Annotated in this window: 15 protein-coding genes, 1 pseudogene and 1 riboswitch; of the genes and pseudogenes, 7 read left to right on the forward strand and 9 right to left on the reverse strand. The window is 61.2% G+C overall.

Annotated features, from left to right (window positions below; all coding sequences use genetic code 11):
- Positions 1-5: 5 nt before the first annotated feature.
- Positions 6-1,286, reverse strand: a pseudogene (locus tag HX814_RS31740) (HAMP domain-containing protein); the annotation flags it as partial.
- A gap of 252 nt (positions 1,287-1,538) precedes the next feature.
- Here HX814_RS31740 and HX814_RS19685 point away from each other — a divergent pair.
- Positions 1,539-2,357, forward strand: a complete 819-nt coding sequence (locus HX814_RS19685; protein ID WP_003216165.1) for a M48 family metallopeptidase — start codon at positions 1,539-1,541, stop codon at positions 2,355-2,357.
- A 160-nt stretch (positions 2,358-2,517) separates the two neighbouring features.
- Here HX814_RS19685 and HX814_RS19690 read toward each other — a convergent pair whose 3' ends face one another.
- The 3 genes from HX814_RS19690 to HX814_RS19700 all read right to left on the reverse strand — a co-directional run bounded on the left by HX814_RS19690 (position 2,518) and on the right by HX814_RS19700 (position 5,356).
- Positions 2,518-3,102 (reverse strand): TMEM165/GDT1 family protein, encoded by a 585-nt coding sequence (locus tag HX814_RS19690; RefSeq protein WP_003216166.1) that lies wholly within the window; start codon positions 3,100-3,102, stop codon positions 2,518-2,520.
- Between the two features lie 88 nt (positions 3,103-3,190).
- Positions 3,191-3,310, reverse strand: a riboswitch (yybP-ykoY riboswitch).
- 51 nt (positions 3,311-3,361) lie between these two features.
- On the reverse strand, positions 3,362-4,360 hold the full coding sequence (locus tag HX814_RS19695; RefSeq protein WP_008434258.1) for a class I SAM-dependent methyltransferase: 999 nt from the start codon (positions 4,358-4,360) through the stop codon (positions 3,362-3,364).
- A 30-nt stretch (positions 4,361-4,390) separates the two neighbouring features.
- Positions 4,391-5,356, reverse strand: coding sequence for a 2-hydroxyacid dehydrogenase (locus HX814_RS19700; RefSeq protein ID WP_102604708.1), 966 nt, complete (start codon positions 5,354-5,356; stop codon positions 4,391-4,393).
- Positions 5,357-5,440: 84 nt separating this feature from the next.
- Here HX814_RS19700 and HX814_RS19705 point away from each other — a divergent pair, with 84 nt between their 5' ends.
- From HX814_RS19705 to HX814_RS19725, 5 genes are all read left to right on the forward strand, one after another.
- On the forward strand, positions 5,441-6,073 hold the full coding sequence (locus tag HX814_RS19705) for a LysE family translocator (protein WP_003216169.1): 633 nt from the start codon (positions 5,441-5,443) through the stop codon (positions 6,071-6,073).
- 131 nt (positions 6,074-6,204) lie between these two features.
- Positions 6,205-7,887 (forward strand): fatty acid--CoA ligase, encoded by a 1,683-nt coding sequence (locus HX814_RS19710; RefSeq protein WP_134327311.1) that lies wholly within the window; start codon positions 6,205-6,207, stop codon positions 7,885-7,887.
- A 331-nt stretch (positions 7,888-8,218) separates the two neighbouring features.
- Positions 8,219-10,078, forward strand: coding sequence for a DUF1302 domain-containing protein (locus tag HX814_RS19715; RefSeq protein ID WP_102604709.1), 1,860 nt, complete (start codon positions 8,219-8,221; stop codon positions 10,076-10,078).
- A 43-nt stretch (positions 10,079-10,121) separates the two neighbouring features.
- On the forward strand, positions 10,122-11,486 hold the full coding sequence (locus HX814_RS19720) for a DUF1329 domain-containing protein (protein WP_003216172.1): 1,365 nt from the start codon (positions 10,122-10,124) through the stop codon (positions 11,484-11,486).
- Between the two features lie 309 nt (positions 11,487-11,795).
- Positions 11,796-14,525 carry a LuxR C-terminal-related transcriptional regulator gene (locus HX814_RS19725; RefSeq protein ID WP_102369891.1) on the forward strand — a complete coding sequence of 910 codons (2,730 nt, stop codon included), beginning with the start codon at positions 11,796-11,798 and terminating at the stop codon, positions 14,523-14,525.
- Positions 14,526-14,534: 9 nt separating this feature from the next.
- On the opposite strand, the gene HX814_RS19730 is transcribed toward HX814_RS19725, so the two are convergent.
- From HX814_RS19730 to HX814_RS19750, 5 genes are read right to left on the reverse strand one after another with little or no spacing between them, the layout of a single operon-like run.
- Positions 14,535-14,879 (reverse strand): hypothetical protein, encoded by a 345-nt coding sequence (locus tag HX814_RS19730; RefSeq protein WP_003216175.1) that lies wholly within the window; start codon positions 14,877-14,879, stop codon positions 14,535-14,537.
- A 23-nt stretch (positions 14,880-14,902) separates the two neighbouring features.
- The gene (locus HX814_RS19735) at positions 14,903-15,457 is read right to left on the reverse strand and encodes a membrane integrity-associated transporter subunit PqiC (protein ID WP_008434246.1); all 555 of its coding nucleotides are present in this window, start codon (positions 15,455-15,457) and stop codon (positions 14,903-14,905) included.
- 17 nt (positions 15,458-15,474) lie between these two features.
- On the reverse strand, positions 15,475-17,130 hold the full coding sequence (locus HX814_RS19740) for an intermembrane transport protein PqiB (protein ID WP_177008736.1): 1,656 nt from the start codon (positions 17,128-17,130) through the stop codon (positions 15,475-15,477).
- Positions 17,111-17,755 (reverse strand): paraquat-inducible protein A, encoded by a 645-nt coding sequence (locus HX814_RS19745; RefSeq protein ID WP_003216181.1) that lies wholly within the window; start codon positions 17,753-17,755, stop codon positions 17,111-17,113. Before HX814_RS19745 ends, HX814_RS19740 begins: the two co-directional genes overlap by 20 nt.
- The gene (locus tag HX814_RS19750; protein WP_177008737.1) at positions 17,752-18,348 is read right to left on the reverse strand and encodes a paraquat-inducible protein A; all 597 of its coding nucleotides are present in this window, start codon (positions 18,346-18,348) and stop codon (positions 17,752-17,754) included. Before HX814_RS19750 ends, HX814_RS19745 begins: the two co-directional genes overlap by 4 nt.
- Before the next feature lie 179 nt (positions 18,349-18,527).
- Here HX814_RS19750 and HX814_RS19755 point away from each other — a divergent pair, with 179 nt between their 5' ends.
- Entirely contained in the window at positions 18,528-19,172 is a 645-nt protein-coding gene (locus tag HX814_RS19755) for an MBL fold metallo-hydrolase (RefSeq protein WP_003216184.1), read from the forward strand.
- The last annotated feature ends 94 nt before the right edge of the window (positions 19,173-19,266 follow it).

The raw sequence follows: 19,266 nt of genomic DNA on the forward strand, positions 1-19,266 counted from the left end.
TTGGCCAGGAATGTATTGAAGCCGCTGGCAATCGCCCCCAGTTCGTCGGCGCGATCACTGGTCAGGCGCCGGGTCAGGTCGCCTTCGCCCTGGGCGATGTCATTGAGCATCGCCACCATTTGCTTGAGCGGCCGGGCAATGCCGTGGCCCACCAGCCAGATCACCAGCAAGCCGATGCCGGCGATCAGCAGCCCGGCCACGGCCATGCCGAAAATATCGGTTTTGCGCTGGGCGTCGAGGTCGTGCTGCATCGCCTGTAGGTCGGCCATTACCGCACTCAGGGGCAGTTGCAGGAGCAGGGTCCAGCGGGCGTCGGTCTGGCCGATGTTGAACGGCAGGAACAGCTCGATATGCCCGTGTTGCTTGTCCACGTCGTAGCGCACTTCGCCGATCTTCAGCTGGCCGAGGTTGGCCAGTTCGTTGCTGTCCAGCAGGTCGCTGGCCTTTTCCCCGAGCTTGCTGGCGTCCTTGGTGTAGGCCACCAGGCGACCGTTGCTGGAAATCAGCGCCAGTTCACCAGCACCGTTGTACAAATTCTGATCGGCCTTGGTGAGCATTTCCTGGATGAAGTTCACCGACAGGTCGGCGCCGACGATGCCCTGGAAGGTGCCGTCGATCATGATTGGTTCGATAAACGAGGCGAGCATCACCATCGCATTCCCGACTTTATAAGGGGCCGGATCGATGGCGCAGGGCTTTTTGCTTTCCTTGGAACACAGGTAGTACTCACTGGCGCGCACGCCGGTGGACAGGATGGTCTGGTCGGCCACGTCAGCCAGTTTATCCAGGCCCAGGCTGCCGTCGGCATTGCGGAACCACCACGGCAGGAAGCGGCCGTTGGTTTCGATGCCGACCACCGGGCTGTTGACGTAGGCAGCATCGTTGTGGTCGATGGCGTTGGCTTCCCAGCCTATATAGGCGCCAAGAATCTTCGGGTTACGCACCACGGTTTCGTGGATCAGGTTGATCAGCTGTTCGCGGGAGACCGCCAGTTGCGGGTTGCCGTTGGCGTCTTTCATGCCCATCAGAGCGTTGGCGGTGGCCAGGCCCTTGGCCGTCACCAGCGGCGCTTCGAGTTCGCGCTGGATCAGCGTCGCCTGGGTTTGCGCCAGGGCGGTCAGGCGCTGCTCGATGATTTGTTCGAATTGACCCTGGGTGCGTTCCTGCACCATCTCCTGGGTGCGCGCCCCGGCGAACAAGGCATACAGCACCAACACCGCCACCACGCTCAGGACAATGGCCCCGGCCAGTGCCGCGACAGAAAATTGAATCGACTTGAACTTCATGACGGCTCCGAACGCAGGGGGAGATTGGCTGCTTGTGTATATCGGCCGCGGGCGGGGGAGACATGAGGGCCATTACCTCAAAATGGCTGTGCCGGATGGGCGAATGTCGTAAATGGAATGGTTGCCAGCGTTTGTGAATTTTTTGCGGCAGTGTGGGATGTATCTGAAATCAGGTGGCTATACGTCTGTTGTATCTGGCGTCGATACAATTGGCCGACTACGATACGCGCCATGTTTTCAGGGAGCAGGTTGATGAAAAAGACAGTGGCGGTATGTGCGTTGGGCGCGGCTTTGTTGCTCGCCGGTTGTCAGTCGGTCAACACCACCAGCGGCGGCGCCGTGGGGGTTGAGCGCAAGCAGTACATGTTCAGCATGTTGTCGAGCCAGGAAGTCGACCAGATGTATGCGCAGTCCTACCAGCAGACCCTGGGTGAAGCCAGCGGCAAGGGCCTGGTGGACAAGACCAGCGCCAACGCCAAGCGCGTGCAGGCGATCGCCAACCGCTTGATCGCCCAGGCGCCCACCTTCCGTCCGGATGCGGCGCAGTGGAAGTGGGAAGTGAACCTGATCAAAAGTGACGAGATGAACGCCAACTGCGGGCCTGGCGGCAAGATCTTTGTCTACAGCGCGCTGATCGACAATCTCAAGTTGACCGACGACGAACTCGCCGCCGTGATGGGCCATGAAATTGCCCACGCCTTGCGTGAGCACGGCCGCGAAGCCATGTCCAAGGCCTACGGTATCGAAATGGCGAAGCAGGGGGCCGGTGCGTTGTTCGGCCTCGGTCAGGACAGCTTGGCGCTGGCCGATACCGTGGCCAACTACGGCATGACCTTGCCCAACAGCCGCAGCAATGAAAACGAAGCGGACCTGATCGGCCTGGAGTTGTCGGCGCGTGCCGGTTACAACCCGAACGCGGCGATTACCCTGTGGAACAAAATGGCCAAGGCTTCGGAAGGCTCGCCACCTGAATTCATGAGCACCCACCCTGCCTCCGACAGCCGGATCGCCTCGTTGCAGGCGGCGATTCCGAAGGTGATGCCGTTGTATCAGCAGGCGAAAAAATCCTGATTTATAAGGCTGAAATGCAAATCTGAATGTGGGGGCCCGGCTTGTGTGGGAGTCGGGCTTGCCCGCGATGCAGGCACCTCGGTGTGTCAGTTGCACCGAGGTGATGCTATCGCAGGCAAGCCAGCTCCCACAAAAGCCCAGCTCCCATATGGGGTTGCGTTTAGATCCAGCCACTGCTCTGCATGGCCTTGTACACCGCAACAATGGCCAGGATGAAGAATGCCGTAGCCGCCAGTCGACGAATCAGCGTCAGCGGCAATTTGTCCGCGGCAAAATTACCCGCCAGCACCACCGGCACGTTGGCAATCAACATGCCCAGGGTGGTGCCGATAATTACCAGCCACAGTTCCGGGTATTGCGCCGCGAGCATCACGGTAGCGATCTGGGTCTTGTCGCCGATTTCAGCGAGGAAGAATGCGATCAGCGTGGTCAGGAAGGGCCCGAACTTGCGGGAAGTGCTGGCTTCGTCATCGTCGAGCTTGTCGGGCACCAGGGTCCACAGCGCCGTGGCGCAGAAGCTCGCCGCGAGTATCCAGTGCAGCACCGCATCCGAGAAGAAACTCCCGAACCAGGCCCCCACGGCACCGGCGGCCGCATGGTTGGCCAGGGTCGCGGCAACGATGCCGGCGATGATCGGCCAGGGTTTGCGAAAGCGTGCAGCGAGAATGAGCGCGAGCAGTTGCGTCTTGTCGCCAATTTCGGCCAAGGCAACGATTGCGGTAGGGACGAGCAGAGAATCCAGCATCAGGTAAGTTCCAGGGGCGGGTCGACACGGCTATGACACGTACAGCCTTCCCGCCCCGGGTAAGGTGTTCGTGTCATAGGTCTTGTCAAACCCCGGTCCGTCTGTGCGGACTCCTGGGTCGCATACGCCATGGCCTGTTGACCAAGTATGTTGACGTATGCCGGACGAGCGTGGCGCTCGTGGGAGACTACTCCCCTAGGACGGAGCGGATTCTGCCTAGGCAAAATCCATTCGGCAAGCCTTCTTTTGGAAAAAGATCTCAGCCGCGCTTGGCACGGTAAATGCGAAAACCCTGACCTTCTGCCTTGATTGCGCACACGCCAAGATGCTCTTCGATCAGCGGCTGATACTTCAGGAAACTGTTCGCAACCAAGCGAAGTTCGCCGCCTTTTGCCAGATGTTTGGCCGCTTTTCGCAGCAGGTTCTCGGTGGCGAAATAATCGGTGTGCACCCCGACGTGGAACGGCGGGTTGCTCAGAATCGCGTTCAGATTCATCGGAGCAGCGTCGATGCCATCACCGGTCAACACCTCGGCTTCCAGGCCATTGGCCGCCAATGTCAGGCGACTGCTGGCAGCGGCAAAGGCATCCACGTCGAGCATTGTCACCGTGTTATGCGGGTAGCGACGCTTGACCGCTGCCCCGAGCACACCCGCGCCACAACCGAAATCCAGCAAGTGACCGCTCGGCAACTTGTCCAGATGCTCCAGCAGCAATGCGGTACCGCGATCCAGCCGACCGTGGCTGAACACGCCCGGCAGGCTCACCACCTTGAGCGGGCCCTCAGCCAGCGGCACCTCGAACACCTGCGCCAGGCTCTCCAGTTCTACCGGCTCGGGGGCGTTGGCCACCGTCACCAGCCACAACTGGCAGTGCCGCGCGTTGTCGAGCTTGCGCGGCTTGCCGAACGGATTCAGTTGCTTGGCCGCGCTTTCGATGCCGCCTTTCTTCTCCCCCACCAGGTACAACTCCTTGCCGGGCAAACGCGCCGCCACGGCATTGAGCAGGTAGTCGGTGAGGTCCTTGGACTTGGGCAGGAACACCACCGCGGTCTCGAACGAACGCTCGGGCACGTTCACACCGAACTGGCTGCGCTCGGCAAAACGTGCGTCCAGTGCGGCCTGGTCGCCGGCGTGCCAGCTCCAGCCATGGGCATTGGGCAGGCGGCCCAGCAGGTCGTCGGCGGGCAAGCCCACCAGCAGCACGTCGCCTTGAAAAAGTTCGGCCTGGCGAAGCAGTACTTCACTGCGCGGATCCATGGTCTGCTCCTTGAAAAGGGGCGCAGTTTATCAACTGACGACGCGCAGCGGGGCGCCGCTGAAAAAGCCCTGAGTGTTTTCGATCAATTGGCCGACGATCCGCTGCCGGGCTTCGCGGCTGCCCCAGGCGTTGTGCGGGGTGACGATCAAGCGCGGGATGTCGCCGGCCAGCAGCGGGTTGCCGTTGACTGGGGGTTCGACACTCAACACATCGGTCGCCGCGCCGCCCAGATGACCGCTGCGCAGGGCATCGGCCAGGGCCTGTTCGTTGATCAAGCCACCACGGGCCGTGTTGACGATAAACGCGCCGGGCTTGAGCAGCGCCAGTTCGCGGGCACCGATAAAGTCGCGGGTGTGTTCGTTGAGCGGGCAGTGCAGGGTCAGTGCGTCGACCTGCGCCAGCAACTCGTCCAGCGGCACGCGATCGGCACGGGCCGGGCGGCCTGGAATGGCGCCCAGGATCACGCGCATGCCAAAGGCTTCAGCCAGGCGCGCAACGGCACCGCCCAATTCACCATGGCCCAGCAGCCCGAGGGTTTTGCCTTCCAGTTCGACGATCGGGTAGTCCAGCAGGCAGAACTGCTTGGCTTGTTGCCAGTGCCCCGCCTGCACATCGCGTTGATAGTCGTTCAGGCGCGTCGCCAGGTTCAGCAGCAGCATGATCGTATGCTGCGCCACCGATGGCGTGCCGTAACCCTGGCAATTGCTCACGGTAACGCCGTGGGCGCGGGCGGCGGCGAGGTCGACGTTGTTGGTGCCGGTGGCGGTCACCAGGATCAGCTTCAGCTCGGGGCAGGCCGCCAGGGTCTCGGCATTCAGCGCGATCTTGTTGCTGATGGCCACCTGCGCGCCTTGCAGGCGTTCGATAATGTTTTCGGGTGTGGTCTGCTGGTGCAGGCTCAGTTCGCTGAAGAGTGCCTGCAACCCGCTGAGGTCCAGGTCCCCGAGGTCCAGGGAAGGGTGATCAAGGAAGACGGCGCGGCGATTGTTCGTCATCAACTGTACCTTTTGCGGCGGGATTCGAAGGCGTAATCTGCCGAGCCTATCAGATGAAATAATCAGTTACTTCCTGGAGTGTGCATGTACCTCACCGAGTTCTTGACCGTGGCACTGATTCACCTGTTGGCGGTGGCCAGCCCTGGCCCGGATTTCGCCGTGGTGGTACGTGAAAGCGTGACCCATGGCCGGCGCGCCGGCACCTGGACGGCATTGGGCGTCGGTTCGGCGATTTTCCTGCACGTGGGGTATTCGCTGCTGGGCATCGGCTTGATCGTGTCCCAGTCCATCGTGCTGTTCAATGCGCTGAAATGGGCGGCGGCGGCTTACCTGCTGTACATCGGCTTCAAGGCCCTGCGCGCCCAGCCAGCCAAGCCTGCCAGTGAAGAAGACCTGCACCTGGAAGCGGGCGAGCGCACCGCCCGTGGTGCGTTTACCTCAGGGTTTGTCACCAATGGCTTGAACCCCAAGGCCACGCTGTTCTTCCTGTCGCTGTTCACCGTGGTGATCAATCCCCACACGCCGTTGGCGGTCCAGGCCGGTTACGGCGTGTACCTGGCCGTGGCGACCGCGATCTGGTTTTGCCTGGTGGCCATGCTGTTCAGCCAGCAACGCGTACGCGCCGGTTTTGCACGCATGGGCCACTGGTTCGACCGCACCATGGGCGCGGTGCTGATTGCCATCGGTGTGAAGCTGGCCTTTACCAGCATGAAATAAGCCGGATGCTGGCTCAAAGCTAGCATTCATTGGGTTCTGCAAATCATTCCTTTGGCTGATTTGGCTGAAACATAAGCGCTCTAAAGTGCAGATGTTTCAGCCAAGACCGTGCAGTCAGATAAGGGATTCGTATGTTGCAGACTCGTGTTATCCCGCCCGCCGAAGGCGCCTACCAATACCCGCTGTTGATCAAACGCCTGTTGATGTCCGGGACACGCTACGAGAAGACCCGGGAAATCGTCTACCGCGACCAGTTGCGCTACACCTATCCCACCCTGATCGAGCGTGTCGCCCGCCTGGCCAATGTGCTGACCGAGGCCGGGGTCAAGGCCGGTGACACCGTGGCCGTGATGGACTGGGACAGCCACCGCTACCTGGAATGCATGTTTGCCATTCCGATGATTGGTGCGGTAATCCACACCATCAACGTGCGCCTGTCCCCGGAACAGATTCTGTACACCATGAACCACGCCGAGGACCGCTTTGTGCTGGTCAACAGCGAGTTCGTGGGGCTCTACCAGGCCATCGCCGGCCACCTCACCACCGTCGACAAAACCCTGCTGCTCACCGATGGCGCGGACAAAACCGCCGAGCTGCCCAACCTCGTGGGTGAGTACGAAACGTTGCTGGCGGCGGCGAGCCCCCGCTACGACTTCGAGGATTTCGACGAAAACTCCGTCGCCACCACCTTCTACACCACCGGCACCACGGGCAATCCCAAGGGCGTGTACTTCACCCACCGCCAACTGGTGCTGCACACCATGGGCGTGGCGACCATCATGGGCAGCGTCGACAGCGTGCGGCTGTTGGGCACCAACGACGTCTACATGCCGATCACTCCGATGTTCCACGTGCACGCCTGGGGCCTGCCGTATGTGGCGACCATGCTCGGCCTGAAGCAGGTTTATCCAGGCCGCTACGACCCCGAATACCTGGTGGAGCTGTGGCGCAAGGAGAAGGTCACGTTCTCCCATTGTGTGCCGACCATCCTGCAAATGGTGCTCAACGCCAAAGCCGGGCAGGGCGTGGATTTCGGCGGCTGGAAAATCGTCATCGGTGGCAGCGCCCTCAATCGCTCACTGTATGAAGCCTCCAAGGCCCGCGGGATCCAACTGACAGCGGCGTACGGCATGTCCGAGACCGGGCCGCTGGTGTCCTGCGCCCATCTCAATGAAGAACTGATGGCCGGCACCGAAGACGAACGCACCACCTACCGCATCAAGGCCGGCGTGCCCGGCCCATTGGTGGAAGCGGCGATCATCGATGGTGAGGGCAACTTCCTGCCCGCCGACGGTGAATCCCAGGGCGAGCTGGTGCTGCGCGCGCCATGGCTCAGCGAGGGCTATTTCAACGAGCCGCAGAAGGGCGCCGAGCTGTGGGCCGGCGGCTGGATGCACACCGGCGATGTGGCCACCCTCGATGCCTTCGGCGTGATCGATATTCGCGACCGCATCAAGGACGTGATCAAGACCGGCGGCGAGTGGATCTCCTCGCTGGCCCTTGAGGACCTGGTCAGCCGCCACCCGGCGGTACGCGAAGTAGCGGTGGTGGGGATTGCCGACCCGCAGTGGGGTGAGCGCCCGTTTGCGTTGCTGGTGGTGCGTGATGGCCATGTGATAGGGGCCAAGGAGCTCAAGGAACATCTCAAGCCATTCGTGGAATTGGGCCACCTGAGCAAGTGGGCGATTCCAAGCCAGATCGCCGTTGTTACGGAAATTCCCAAGACCAGTGTCGGCAAGCTCGACAAAAAACGTATCCGTATCGACATCATTGAATGGCAGGCCAACAACAGCACCTTCCTCTCCACCCTCTGACGCTGCTTGCCGTGCCCTCGCGGGCACGGCAGCGCTCTAGTCCAAGCCTTCACTTGTGATTTGCCAATTTTCAGCCATCCTTCCGTCGCTGACCTTCGTCAGCATGGCGAAAAGGACTGTGGCAGACGGGTTGGTGATGCAAATCACACTTTAGAGGGATCAAGCGGTACCCCCTGCTGGCTATAGTTCATCCCAGAGTTTTTCAAGGTGCGGTGCTGTGAGCCCGGCGGGTTCATGTGTTCGCCCGGCATTGGAATCGTTGTATTCCGGCCGTTACAAGCCCTTGGAAACGACTCACTGCCATAACAATAATGCACATGGAGTAGCGTCGATGATCTCAGCACACCAGTTCTGGCGCCGGGCAAAACTGCCTTTGGCCGTCAGCCTCGCCTCTACGCTCGCCGGGCCTGCATTCGGCGTCAGTTTCAACATCGGTGAAATCGAAGGCAGCTTTGACTCGTCCCTGTCGGTCGGGGCCAGTTGGTCGACGGCGGGTCGCAATAAAGACCTGATCGGTGCCAACAACGGTGGCAGGGGGTTGTCGCAAACCTCGGATGACGGTCACCTGAACTTCGACAAAGGTGATTCCTTCTCGAAGATCTTCAAAGGCATTCATGACCTTGAGTTGAAATACGGCGACACCGGCGTGTTTGTCCGGGGCAAGTACTGGTATGACTTCGCGCTGCAAAACGAAGACCTGGACTTCAAGAATGTCAGCAACAACAACCGCAAAGAGGGCGCCAAGTCTTCTGGCGGGCAGATTCTCGATGCCTTCATCTATCACAACTACACCATTGCCGATCTGCCAGGTAACGTGCGGTTCGGCAAGCAGGTGGTGAGTTGGGGTGAAAGTACCTTTATTGGTGGCGGTATCAACTCCATCAACCCGATCGACGTGTCCGCATTCCGTCGTCCCGGGGCCGAGATCAAGGAAGGCCTGATCCCGGTCAACATGTTCTATGTGTCGCAGACGCTGACCGATAACTTGTCGGCAGAAGCGTTCTATCAGTTGGAGTGGGACCAGACGGTGACCGACAACTGCGGGACGTTCTTCTCGCAGCCGGATGTGGTTTCCGATGGTTGTAACAACAACCTGCGGGTGTTGAACAAGCGCTCCACCATTCCTGGCGCTGCACTGCCTACCCTTGGCGCCCTGGGCGTGGACGTGAACGAAGAAGGCGTGCTGGTGCGCCGTGGTCCGGACCGTGACGCCCGCGACAGCGGCCAGTTCGGCGTGGCCATGCACTACAACTTCGAGCCGCTGGATACCGAGTTCGGCGCCTACTTCATGAACTACCACAGCCGTGCGCCGATCTTCAGCGCCCAAGGCGCTCCAGCTTCGGCCTACACGCGGCCTCTGGGGCCTTTGGGAGCACTGCGGCCGCTGATTGTTGCGGGCAGTTCCAATTACTTCATCGAATACCCTGAAGACATTCGTCTTTACGGCTTGAGCTTCTCCACCACGCTGCCTACCGGTACTGCCTGGAGCGGTGAGTTGAGCTATCGGCCAAATGCGCCAGTACAGTTAAGCACCACCGACATTCTTTATGCGGGTGTCACGCCGATTCCGGGCTACGGGAATGCCTCGGTGCTGAAGGGCACGCCAGGCCAGGATCTGCATGGCTACAATCGCAAGGAAGTGACGCAGTTCCAGACCACCTTTACGCACTTCTTTGATCAGGTCATGGGCGCCAGTCGTTTGACCACGGTCGGTGAAATTGGCGTGACCCACGTCGGTGGCCTGGAAAGCAAATCCGACGCACGTTATGGCCGAGATCCGGTCTTCGGTCCTGGCACGCTGCCAGGCGGGTTCTGTAACGCCCTTAACAACTCGACGGCCAACGGCGCCGGCCTGCCGAACGCCGCTGGCCTGAACACCAACTGCAACAACGACGGCTACACCACGGCCACCTCCTGGGGCTATCGCGCTCGTGCCATCTGGGAGTACCCGGACGTCTTCGCCGGTGTAAACCTCAAGCCCAACGTGGCGTGGTCCCATGACGTCAAAGGCTACTCGCCAGGTCCTGGCGGCAACTTTGAAGAGGGGCGCAAGGCCGTCAGCCTGGGTGTCGATGCCGAGTACCAGAACACCTACACCGTCAGCCTCAACTACACCAACTTCTTTGGCGGCAAATTCACCACGGTGGATGACCGTGACTTTATCGCCTTGAGCGCTGGCGTGAACTTCTAAGCACACTCTCTTTAAGCAGTATGTTTTAAGGAAGAACCAGAACATGAAAATAACTAAAAATCTGTTGCAGGTGGGTGTGCTGGGGCTGTCGATCATGGCGGGTAGCGTCATGGCGGCGGTCTCGGCGGATGAAGCCGCCAAGCTCGGCACGACCCTGACCCCGATGGGCGCCGAAATGGCCGGTAACGCGGCCGGCACCATCCCTAAATGGTCGCCGCTGCCCACCAACGCCGGTGCCGTGGATGCCCGTGGCTTCCTGGCCAACCCATACGCCAACGAACAACCGCAATTCACCATCACCGCGCAGAACGTCGAGCAGTACAAGGACAAGCTGGCGCCGGGGCAGTACGCGATGTTCAAGCGCTACCCCGACACCTTCAAGATGCCGGTCTACCCGACCCATCGCGGCGCCACGGTGCCAGCTGATGTGTTCGCCGCCATCAAGAAAAACGCCACCAGCACCAACCTGGTGTCCGGCGGCAACGGCCTGGAAAACTTTGAAACCGCCGTACCGTTCCCGATTCCGAAAAGCGGCGTTGAAGTGATCTGGAACCACATCACCCGCTATCGCGGCGGCAGCGTGACCCGCCTGGTGACCCAGGCCACGCCGCAAACCAACGGCTCCTTCAGCCTGGTGTATTTCCGTGATCAGTTCGTGTTCCGCGACAAGATGAAGGACTACGACCCGAAAAACCCGGGCAACATCCTGTTCTACTTCAAGCAGCAAGTGACTGCGCCGGCACGTCTGGCCGGTGGTGTGCTGCTGGTGCACGAAACCCTCGACCAGGTGAAAGAGCCGCGTTCGGCGTGGGTCTACAACGCCGGCCAGCGTCGCGTGCGCCGGGCGCCGCAAGTATCGTATGACGGCCCGGGTACCGCCGCCGACGGCCTGCGTACCTCCGATAACCTCGACATGTTCAACGGTGCACCGGACCGTTACGACTGGAAACTGGAAGGCAAGAAAGAGCTCTACATCGCCGAAAACAGCTACAAACTCGACGATCCGAAGCTCAAGTATGTCGACATCATCAAGGCCGGCCACATCAATCAGGACCTGGCGCGCTACGAGCTGCGTCGTGTGTGGCATGTGGTTGCAACCCTGAAGGAAGGCCAGCGCCACATTTACGCCAAGCGTGACTTCTTCATCGACGAAGACACCTGGCAAGCCGCGGTCATCGACCACTACGACGGTCGTGGCCAACTGTGGCGCGTGGCGGAAGCCCATGCCGAGAACTACTACGACAAGCAAGTGCCGTGGTACGCCCTCGAAACCCTCTACGACCTGCAGTCCGGCCGCTACCTGGCACTGGGCATGAAGAACGAAGAGAAACAGGCCTATGACTTCGGTTTCACCGCCACCACCAGCGACTTCACCCCGGCGGCCCTGCGCCAGGATGGTGTTCGCTAACTTGCTGTAAACGAGGCCGCATCCTCGAAGAAGCCCCGACTGGTTCGGGGCTTTTTTTTGCGCGACCACTGTGGCGAGGAAGCTTGCTCCCGCAGGGATGCGTAGCAGCCCCAAAAACGGGAGCGCTGCGCACTCCAGCGGGAGCAAGCTCCCTCGCCACAGAGTGTCGGTCGTTACAGAAGAAGTCCGGATATTTTTTGTTGTAGTCTTTTTCAGACAAATGTTGCAAAGATCTACAAAGCTGCCGCTTTTACCGCTAGTCTGCGGACATCTGCAATGCCGACAACAGCCTTCTACAAGAGCCCGGCGATGACTGATCTGTCCCGAATTCAAGGGCCTGCCAGCGCGGTGATTCCGACCCTGGAAGGGCGCTTCTATCGACCCCCACTGCCTGACGGCTATGTGTTGCGACCGCGCCTGTGCGAACGGCTGAGCGAAGGGCTGGCCGGGCGTCTGTTGCTGGTCAGCGCCCCGGCCGGGTTCGGCAAGAGTTCGCTGGCGGTGGAGTTCTGCCAGAGCCTGCCGGCCCACTGGCAAAGCCTGTGGCTGGGGCTCAGTCCTCGCGATAATGACCCGGGACGTTTCCTTGAACGCCTGCTCGACGGCTTGCAGCAATACTTCCCGCAGTTGGGCGCCCAATCCCTGGGCCTGCTGAAAATGCGCCAGCGTCACCAACCCTTCGCCTTTGAAGAATGGCTCGACGGCCTGCTGGATGAACTGACGGTGCACCTGTCGACCCAGGCGCCGCTGTTGCTGGTGCTGGATGACTACCATCTGGCCCAGGGCCCGGTACTCGACCGCTGCCTGCAATTTTTCCTCAATCACCTGCCCGACGGCCTGCTGGTGCTGGTCACCAGCCGCCAGCGTCCCGACTGGCACCTGGCCCGACTGCGCCTGTCCCGGCATTTGCTGGAACTGCACGAGCAGGACCTGCGCCTGACTCACGGCGAATCCCTGGCGCTGCTGGATCGCCACAGCAGTTCATTGCGTGGTGAAGCCCTGGATAACCTGATCCGGCGCAGCGAAGGCTGGGTGGCCGGCCTGCGTTTCTGGCTGCTGGCGGCTTCCGAGGCCGGCAGCGAAGGTACGCTGCCCCAGGGTTTGCACGGCGGGGAAGGGCTGATCCGCGATTACCTGCTCGAAGAAGTCATCGACTGCCTGCCCTCGGAAGTCCAGGCGTTCCTCTACGACACCGCGTCCCAGGAGCGCTTTTGCAGCGAGCTGTGCGACGCCGTGCGCGAGGCCCACGACAGCACGGAAATCCTGCGCTACCTGCAAGCCCACCAGGTATTCCTGGTGCCGCTGGACGAGCAGGGCCATTGGTACCGTTATCACCATCTGTTTTCCGACCTGCTGCGCACCCGGCGCGCGAGCAATGCCGTGTTGCCGGCAGCCAGCCTGCACCTGCGGGCCTGCCGCTGGTTCAATGCCCAGGGCTTGATCGACGAGGCAGTGGAGCAGGCGCTGCGTGCGGGTCACCTGGATGTGGCGGCAAACCTGGTGCAGAACCTGTCCGAAGAGCAACTGCTGGCGGAGCAGAATGTCGGCATGCTGCTGCGCTGGAAAATGGACTTGCCCGACAGTTTGCTGATGAGTACGCCACGCCTGATCGTGCTCTACAGCTGGGCGTTGGGCCTGGCCTGCCAGCTGGATGCGGCGCAGGAACTGGCCAGCCACCTCAGCCGTTTTTTACCGGCCCCGTCGGCCACCGCGCAAAAGTCGATGCTGGCGCAATGGCTGGCCCTCAGCGGGATTATTGCCCGGGGCCGTGGTGATCGTGAGCTGACCCAGTCGTATTGCAGCGAGGCTCTGGAAAGCCTGCCGCACAAACGCTATGGCCAGCGGTTGATGTGCCTGTCGACCCTGTCCAACCTGGCCATTGTCGACGCCGACCTGTGGCGCGCCCGCGGCCTGAACCGCGAATCCCTGGAGTTGGCGCAGCGGGTCGGCAATCCATTGTTCGAAGCGCTGGCCCATTACGACCGAGCGCGTGTACTGCAGGCCCGTGGCGAGATCCTGCGGTCGCTGGATGAAGTGCGCCAGGGCCTGCAACGTTTGCAAGGCCTGGCGCCGCAACGGCTGTACGCAGTGCGCGCGCGCCTGGCGTTGTACGAAGGCTATTTGCTGCTGATGCGCTGCCAGCCTGAAGCCGGGCTCGCTCGGCTGCGTGCCGGATTGACGGAGGCGCGAGCCTGTCGGGATATCAGCGTGTTGATCGGCCACTGTGTGATCGCCAGCTTCGAAGGTCGCCGTGGCGACTTCTCCGTGGCCTTTGCCGAATTGGCCGAGGCCGAGCGCTTGATGCATATCTGGGACGTGCCGCCGATTTTCTATCTGGCGATGATCACCCTGGTCAAATGCGAGCTATGGCTGGCTCAGGGGCGCACCGACCTGGCCGATGCCTGGCTGACGCGGCTGGGGCAAACCTACAACGGTGAACAGGCCGCTGCCGCACCGGAGTTCCACCCGCACCTGCCGCAACATATCGAGTTGCAACAGGCGGCACTCGACGCCATCCGTCATCAGCCGGCGGCTTCACTGCAACGGCTCGATGAACTGGCACGCCAGGCCCATAACAGCGGCCGGCAGATGATCAGCCTGATGGCGCTGACCCAGCAGGCACTGTTACTGCTGGACGGTGGCCAGGAAGCCCAGGCCCGCCCGGTGTTTGCCCGCGCGCTTGAAGCGGCTGCCGGTGGCGCGATGCAACCTTTCCAGCGCCTGTTGGAACGCTATCCCGAGTGGACGCGGGAGCAGCTGTCTCGGGATCCCCATGGACTGATGAACCAGGGTCTGCTGGCACTCTTGCCGGATGTTGCAGTAGTTGAAACCCCACACACACTGGAGACCCTGAGCACCCGTGAACTGGCGGTGCTGCACCTGATCGCACAGGGTTGTTCAAACCAGGAGATCAGCAATCAGCTGTTTATCTCCCTGCACACCGTGAAAACCCACGCCAGCCATATCAACAGCAAGCTCGGGGTGGAGCGGCGCACACAGGCGGTGGCGCGGGCGCAGGAGATGGGATTGCTGGGGTAGAAACCTGGATCAATGGGATCGAAAGCCCCAGACGATTTCCACCACGCGGGCTGCCACCAGCACATAGATCAGGATAAGCAGCAGCTGAAGGACCAGGTGATAACGCAGCTTGGCGAGCCGGCGGATGCCATCGCTCACATTCAGCACCATCAGCAAGCTTGAGACCACGATCAAGCCCCACCCGGCCACGCTTGACGCCAGGATGCCGAGGAACAGCTCATGTTTCCCGGCCAGTGCGTTGGTGCCCGCAGCAAACAACAGCGCGCATACCAGCAGGTTCTTCACATTGTCGAAGACCTGGGTGCTGAAGTCATTCTCCAGCAGTTGCTGATACCACTTCCAGAATGTGCGCATGGCTCGATCCCCTGGATCAATGTTTACCGCACGGCGGGGCACTCACTCGATGACTTGTCGGCGGCCTGGCTGAGCAGCGCGGCAAACCGCTTGACGTTGTTTTGCTGCGCGATCACCAGGTCGTCAATGGTCGGACCGGATGGCGACTGCACCACCGTGCGACACGTCAGCGGCGTGCGTTCGTCCGTGCCCGTCTGGCGAAGCCGCCATTTGACGTCGAGCAGGGCGTACTGCCCGGGGATCGAGTCAAAGCGCTGGACCTCAATGCGCACCGCCAGGTTTTTCCGGCTGCTGGCGAGTTGATCCACCAGCGCGCTGCGCAACTCATCCACCAGGCTGGCAGCCCACCATTGCGTCTCGAGAATGGCCACGCCGCTGTCACCCTGGCGGATGACAATCTGCGGCCGGTCGACCTGTGGCGGGACCGTGATGCTTTCAATCCGGATCTCGCCCCCCGCGGCTAATGACGCATTGCTGCGCTGCACCGGCGTCAGGGTATGAAATTGAATGGGCTCACTGCGGCACGCCGTCAGCAGCAGCAACCCGGTGAGCAGCGTGATCTTCAGCGGCAAAGCCATGGTGGTTGCTCCTGTGGTCATTTGCGCGGTGGCCCTTGCAGGTCGGAGGGCGCGGCGTTGTCGGGGCGACCGCGAATCAGCGATTCGGGATGGCGTGCCAGGTAGTCCGACAGCTCTCGCAGCGAGCGCGACATGCGGCTCAGTTCGTCCAGGGTCTGGGTCAACTGTTCCCGTTGCGGCGAATCCTCGGCCAGGGTCGAACTGGCGGATTGCAGGGTTTTACTCACGTCGGCCAGCGTGTTTTGCACCCCCGGCAGTGTCTTGGCGTTGAACTGGCCGAGACCCTTGCGCAGTTCCACCAGGCTGCCGTCGAGGTTGCCGGCAATTCGCTCGATCGGCAGCTGGTTGATCTTGTTGACGATGCCTTCGAGTTTTTCCTGCAATTGTTCCAGGTTGCCGGGGATGGTCGGAATACTGACGGGGCGCAGGTTCGGGTCAAACACGACTTTGTCGGCCTTGGGGAAGAAGTCCAGGGCGATATACAGCTGGCCAGTGAGCAGGTTGCCGCTGCGGGCCTGGGCGCGCAGGCCGTGTTCGATGAAGCTGCCTATCAGGCGCACACCGCCGGCTTCGTCGTTGGGGTCATGCTTCAAGACCGTGAGCATTTTGGTGTTGGCTTCGCCGAGGCGCTGCGGGTAGATCACGATGCCGACGTTGACCGGGAAGCTGCGTTTTTTCTCGTCGAAATCCAGGTTGATCGACACCACTTTGCCGAATTCGATACCCAGGAACTCCACTGGCGCACCCACCGTAAGCCCGCGCAAGGCCTGGTCGAACCGCAGGTTCAGGTATTGCGCCTTGCCATTGGGCGGGGCCAGCGCGGTTTGCTGGTCGGCGAACAGTTCGTAGGAGTGTTCTTCGTCGGCCGGCTTGTCGTTTGGGCTGTAGGGCGGGGCGAGGAAGGCGATGCCGCCCACCAGCATGGACGACAAGGATTCGGTTTTCAGCGCAAACCCGTTGGCGCCGACACTCACATCAATCCCGCTGGCGTTCCAGAACCGGGTGTTCTCGGTGACGTAGGCGTCATTGGGTGCATGCACGAACACGTCGATGTTCACGCCCTTGCCGTCAGCGTCCAGGGCATAGGCCACCACCTGGCCAACGGGAATCTTGCGGTAGTACACGGGGGAGCCGATATCCAGCGAACCCAGATCCTGGGTGTGCAGCGTGAAGCGCTTGCCCGGTTCGCCATAGGTAATGGGCGGCGGGTTTTCCAGGCCGGTGAACCGGTTGGCGCGGGTATCGGACTGGCCGATATCGGCGCCGATGTAATCCCCGGAGAGCAGCGTGTCGATACCGGAAACGCCACCGGCGCCGATACGTGGGCGCACCACCCAGAACTGCGAGTCTTCACGGGTGAAGCTTTCAGCCTGTTTGGACAGTTTGATCGTGGCGTTGACGCTTTTCTGATCGTCGCTCAACTCCACGTCAGTCACCTGGCCGATCACCACGTTGCGGTATTTCACGTCGGTCTTGTTGGCGGTCAGGCCGCTGCCGGTCTTGAAGGTAATGGTAATGCTCGGCCCTTGCTGAAGGACGCTGTGCACCACCAGCGAAATGCCCACCAGCACCGCGACAATCGGCACGATCCACACCAGCGACACGCTGAAGCGCCGCGTCTTGATCGCAGGCGAGCCCGCAGGCTGCGGTTTGTCAGTGGTTTGCGACGCCATCCGGCATCTCCTCGTTGTGTGGGTTTTCCCAGATCAGGCGCGGGTCGAAACTCATTGCCGAGAGCATGGTGAAAACCACCACCAGGCCAAAGAACAGAATGCCCAGGCGTGGCTCGATGGTGCCCAGGGCCTGGAACCGCACCAGGGCGGCCACCAAGGCCACCACGATCACATCCAGCATCGACCAGTAGCCAATCACTTCGACAAAGCGAAACAGCTTCGAGCGCTCCTTGCGCGCCCACTGGTTATTGCGCTGCACGGTGACCAGCAGCAACGTCAATGCGACGAACTTGATACCCGGCACCGCGATGCTGGCGATGAAAATGATCAGGGCGATGTCCCAGGCGCCGTGCTGCCAGAACTCCAGCACGCCGCTCATGATGGTGCTGTCGGCGCCCGAGCCGAGCATCGAGGTGTTCATCACCGGCAGTAAGTTGGCGGGCACGTAAAACGCCAGCGCCGTCAGCATATAGGCCCAGGTACGGGTCAGCGAATGGACCTTGCGCCGGTGCAGCGGCGCGCCGCAACGCTCGCATTCGTCGGGCGCGGTGCTGACGTCGCAAGCCTGGCCGCAGCTGTGGCACAGGCACAGGTTCAGCTCGCTGGCGGTCGGTGGACGGCTCATAAAATGTCCCACAGGTCGCGAATATCACGCCCGGCAATGCGGATCAGCAACAGGCTGAGGGCGGCCAGGGCAAACAGGCCGGTGCCGGGCAATACATCCAGCATGCCGGCGAGTTTGAACACCGCCACCATGGCGCCCAGCAGGCAGACTTCGAGCATGCTCCAGGGCCGAAGCGCTTCGAGCCAGCGCATGCACAGCTTGAACGCCGGCGAGCGTTGGCCCTTCATCGCAAAGCCCAGCACCCAGATCAACAGCAGCAACTGGAACACCGGCGCGATGATGATGGAAATCGCCGCCACCAGCGCGATGAAGGTGATCGGGCCCTGGGCCAGTGCGACCACCGAATCCCATAACGTGGCGCTGCTTTTCAGGCCTTGCAGGCTGATGCTCATCAGCGGGTAGAAGTTGGCGAAAATCCACAGCACGGTGGCGGTCAGGGTCAGGGCCAGGCGTTGTTCCACCGACAGCCCGTTATAACGCTGGAGTACGCCTGCGCAGCGGGTGCAAAGGGTCTTCTGATGTTTGGCGAGCGCGACTTTTTCGTACACGCAATCGCAGTGTTCGCAGATGATCAATGGGCTGAGGGTCGCCATAAGTCCCACTCCATGCGCTATACGTTGCGCGTTGTATGACTGGCGCCAGAGTAGCTTAGCAGTTGCCGGGTTTGACAGCCGTGCGCTCGCGAGCGCTTTCGGATCGGGTGCAGGGTCGAACATACTGTGCGCCGGAATGCAGTACAAAAGAGTGTGCCTTTGAATTTGCAGGAATACCCATGAATATTCAGTCTCCCGCGCTGATCCGCGAAACGTTCCCGGTAGGCCCGTTGCAGTGCAACTGCACGATCATCGGCGACCCCGTCACCAAAAAAGCCATCGTCGTCGACCCGGGCGGCAACCATGAGCTGATCCTGGCGCGCCTCGATGCGCTGGGCCTGAAAGTGGTCAGCATTATTCACACCCACGCCCATCTCGATCACTTCCTGGCCTCCGGGCAGTTGAAGGAAAAAACCGGCGCTACCCTGCACCTGCACAAGGAAGACCAGTTTCTGTGGGACAACCTGGAAATGCAGTGCCAGATGTTCCGCGTGCCTTATACGCCAGTGCCGTCGCCGGATCGTTGGCTGGAGGATGAAGAAGAGCTGGCCTGTGGTTGCGGGGTTGCCTTGCATACACCTGGACACACACCCGGCTCGATGAGTTTCTGGTTCGCCGATGCGAAGTTGCTGATTGCCGGCGACACCCTGTTTCGGCGGGGCGTGGGCCGTACGGATTTGTGGGGCGGTGACCAGGCGACCATCGTGCGCTCGATCAAGCAACGGCTCTACACCCTGGATGAGGCGGCGGTGGTGGTGACAGGGCACGGTCCGGACACGCGTCTGGGAGATGAAATGCGTGAGAATCCGTTTGTCCGCGCGTGAAGAAAAATGTGGGTAGTTTTTCGGATACCAAGTGGCGAATATCAGACGAAACATATAGAGAAAATGACAATCACCGTTCAGGAAGTCTCTGCTA

Origin of the sequence: Pseudomonas sp. C8002 (genome assembly GCF_013385765.1) — a bacterium.
GTDB lineage: Bacteria > Pseudomonadota > Gammaproteobacteria > Pseudomonadales > Pseudomonadaceae > Aquipseudomonas.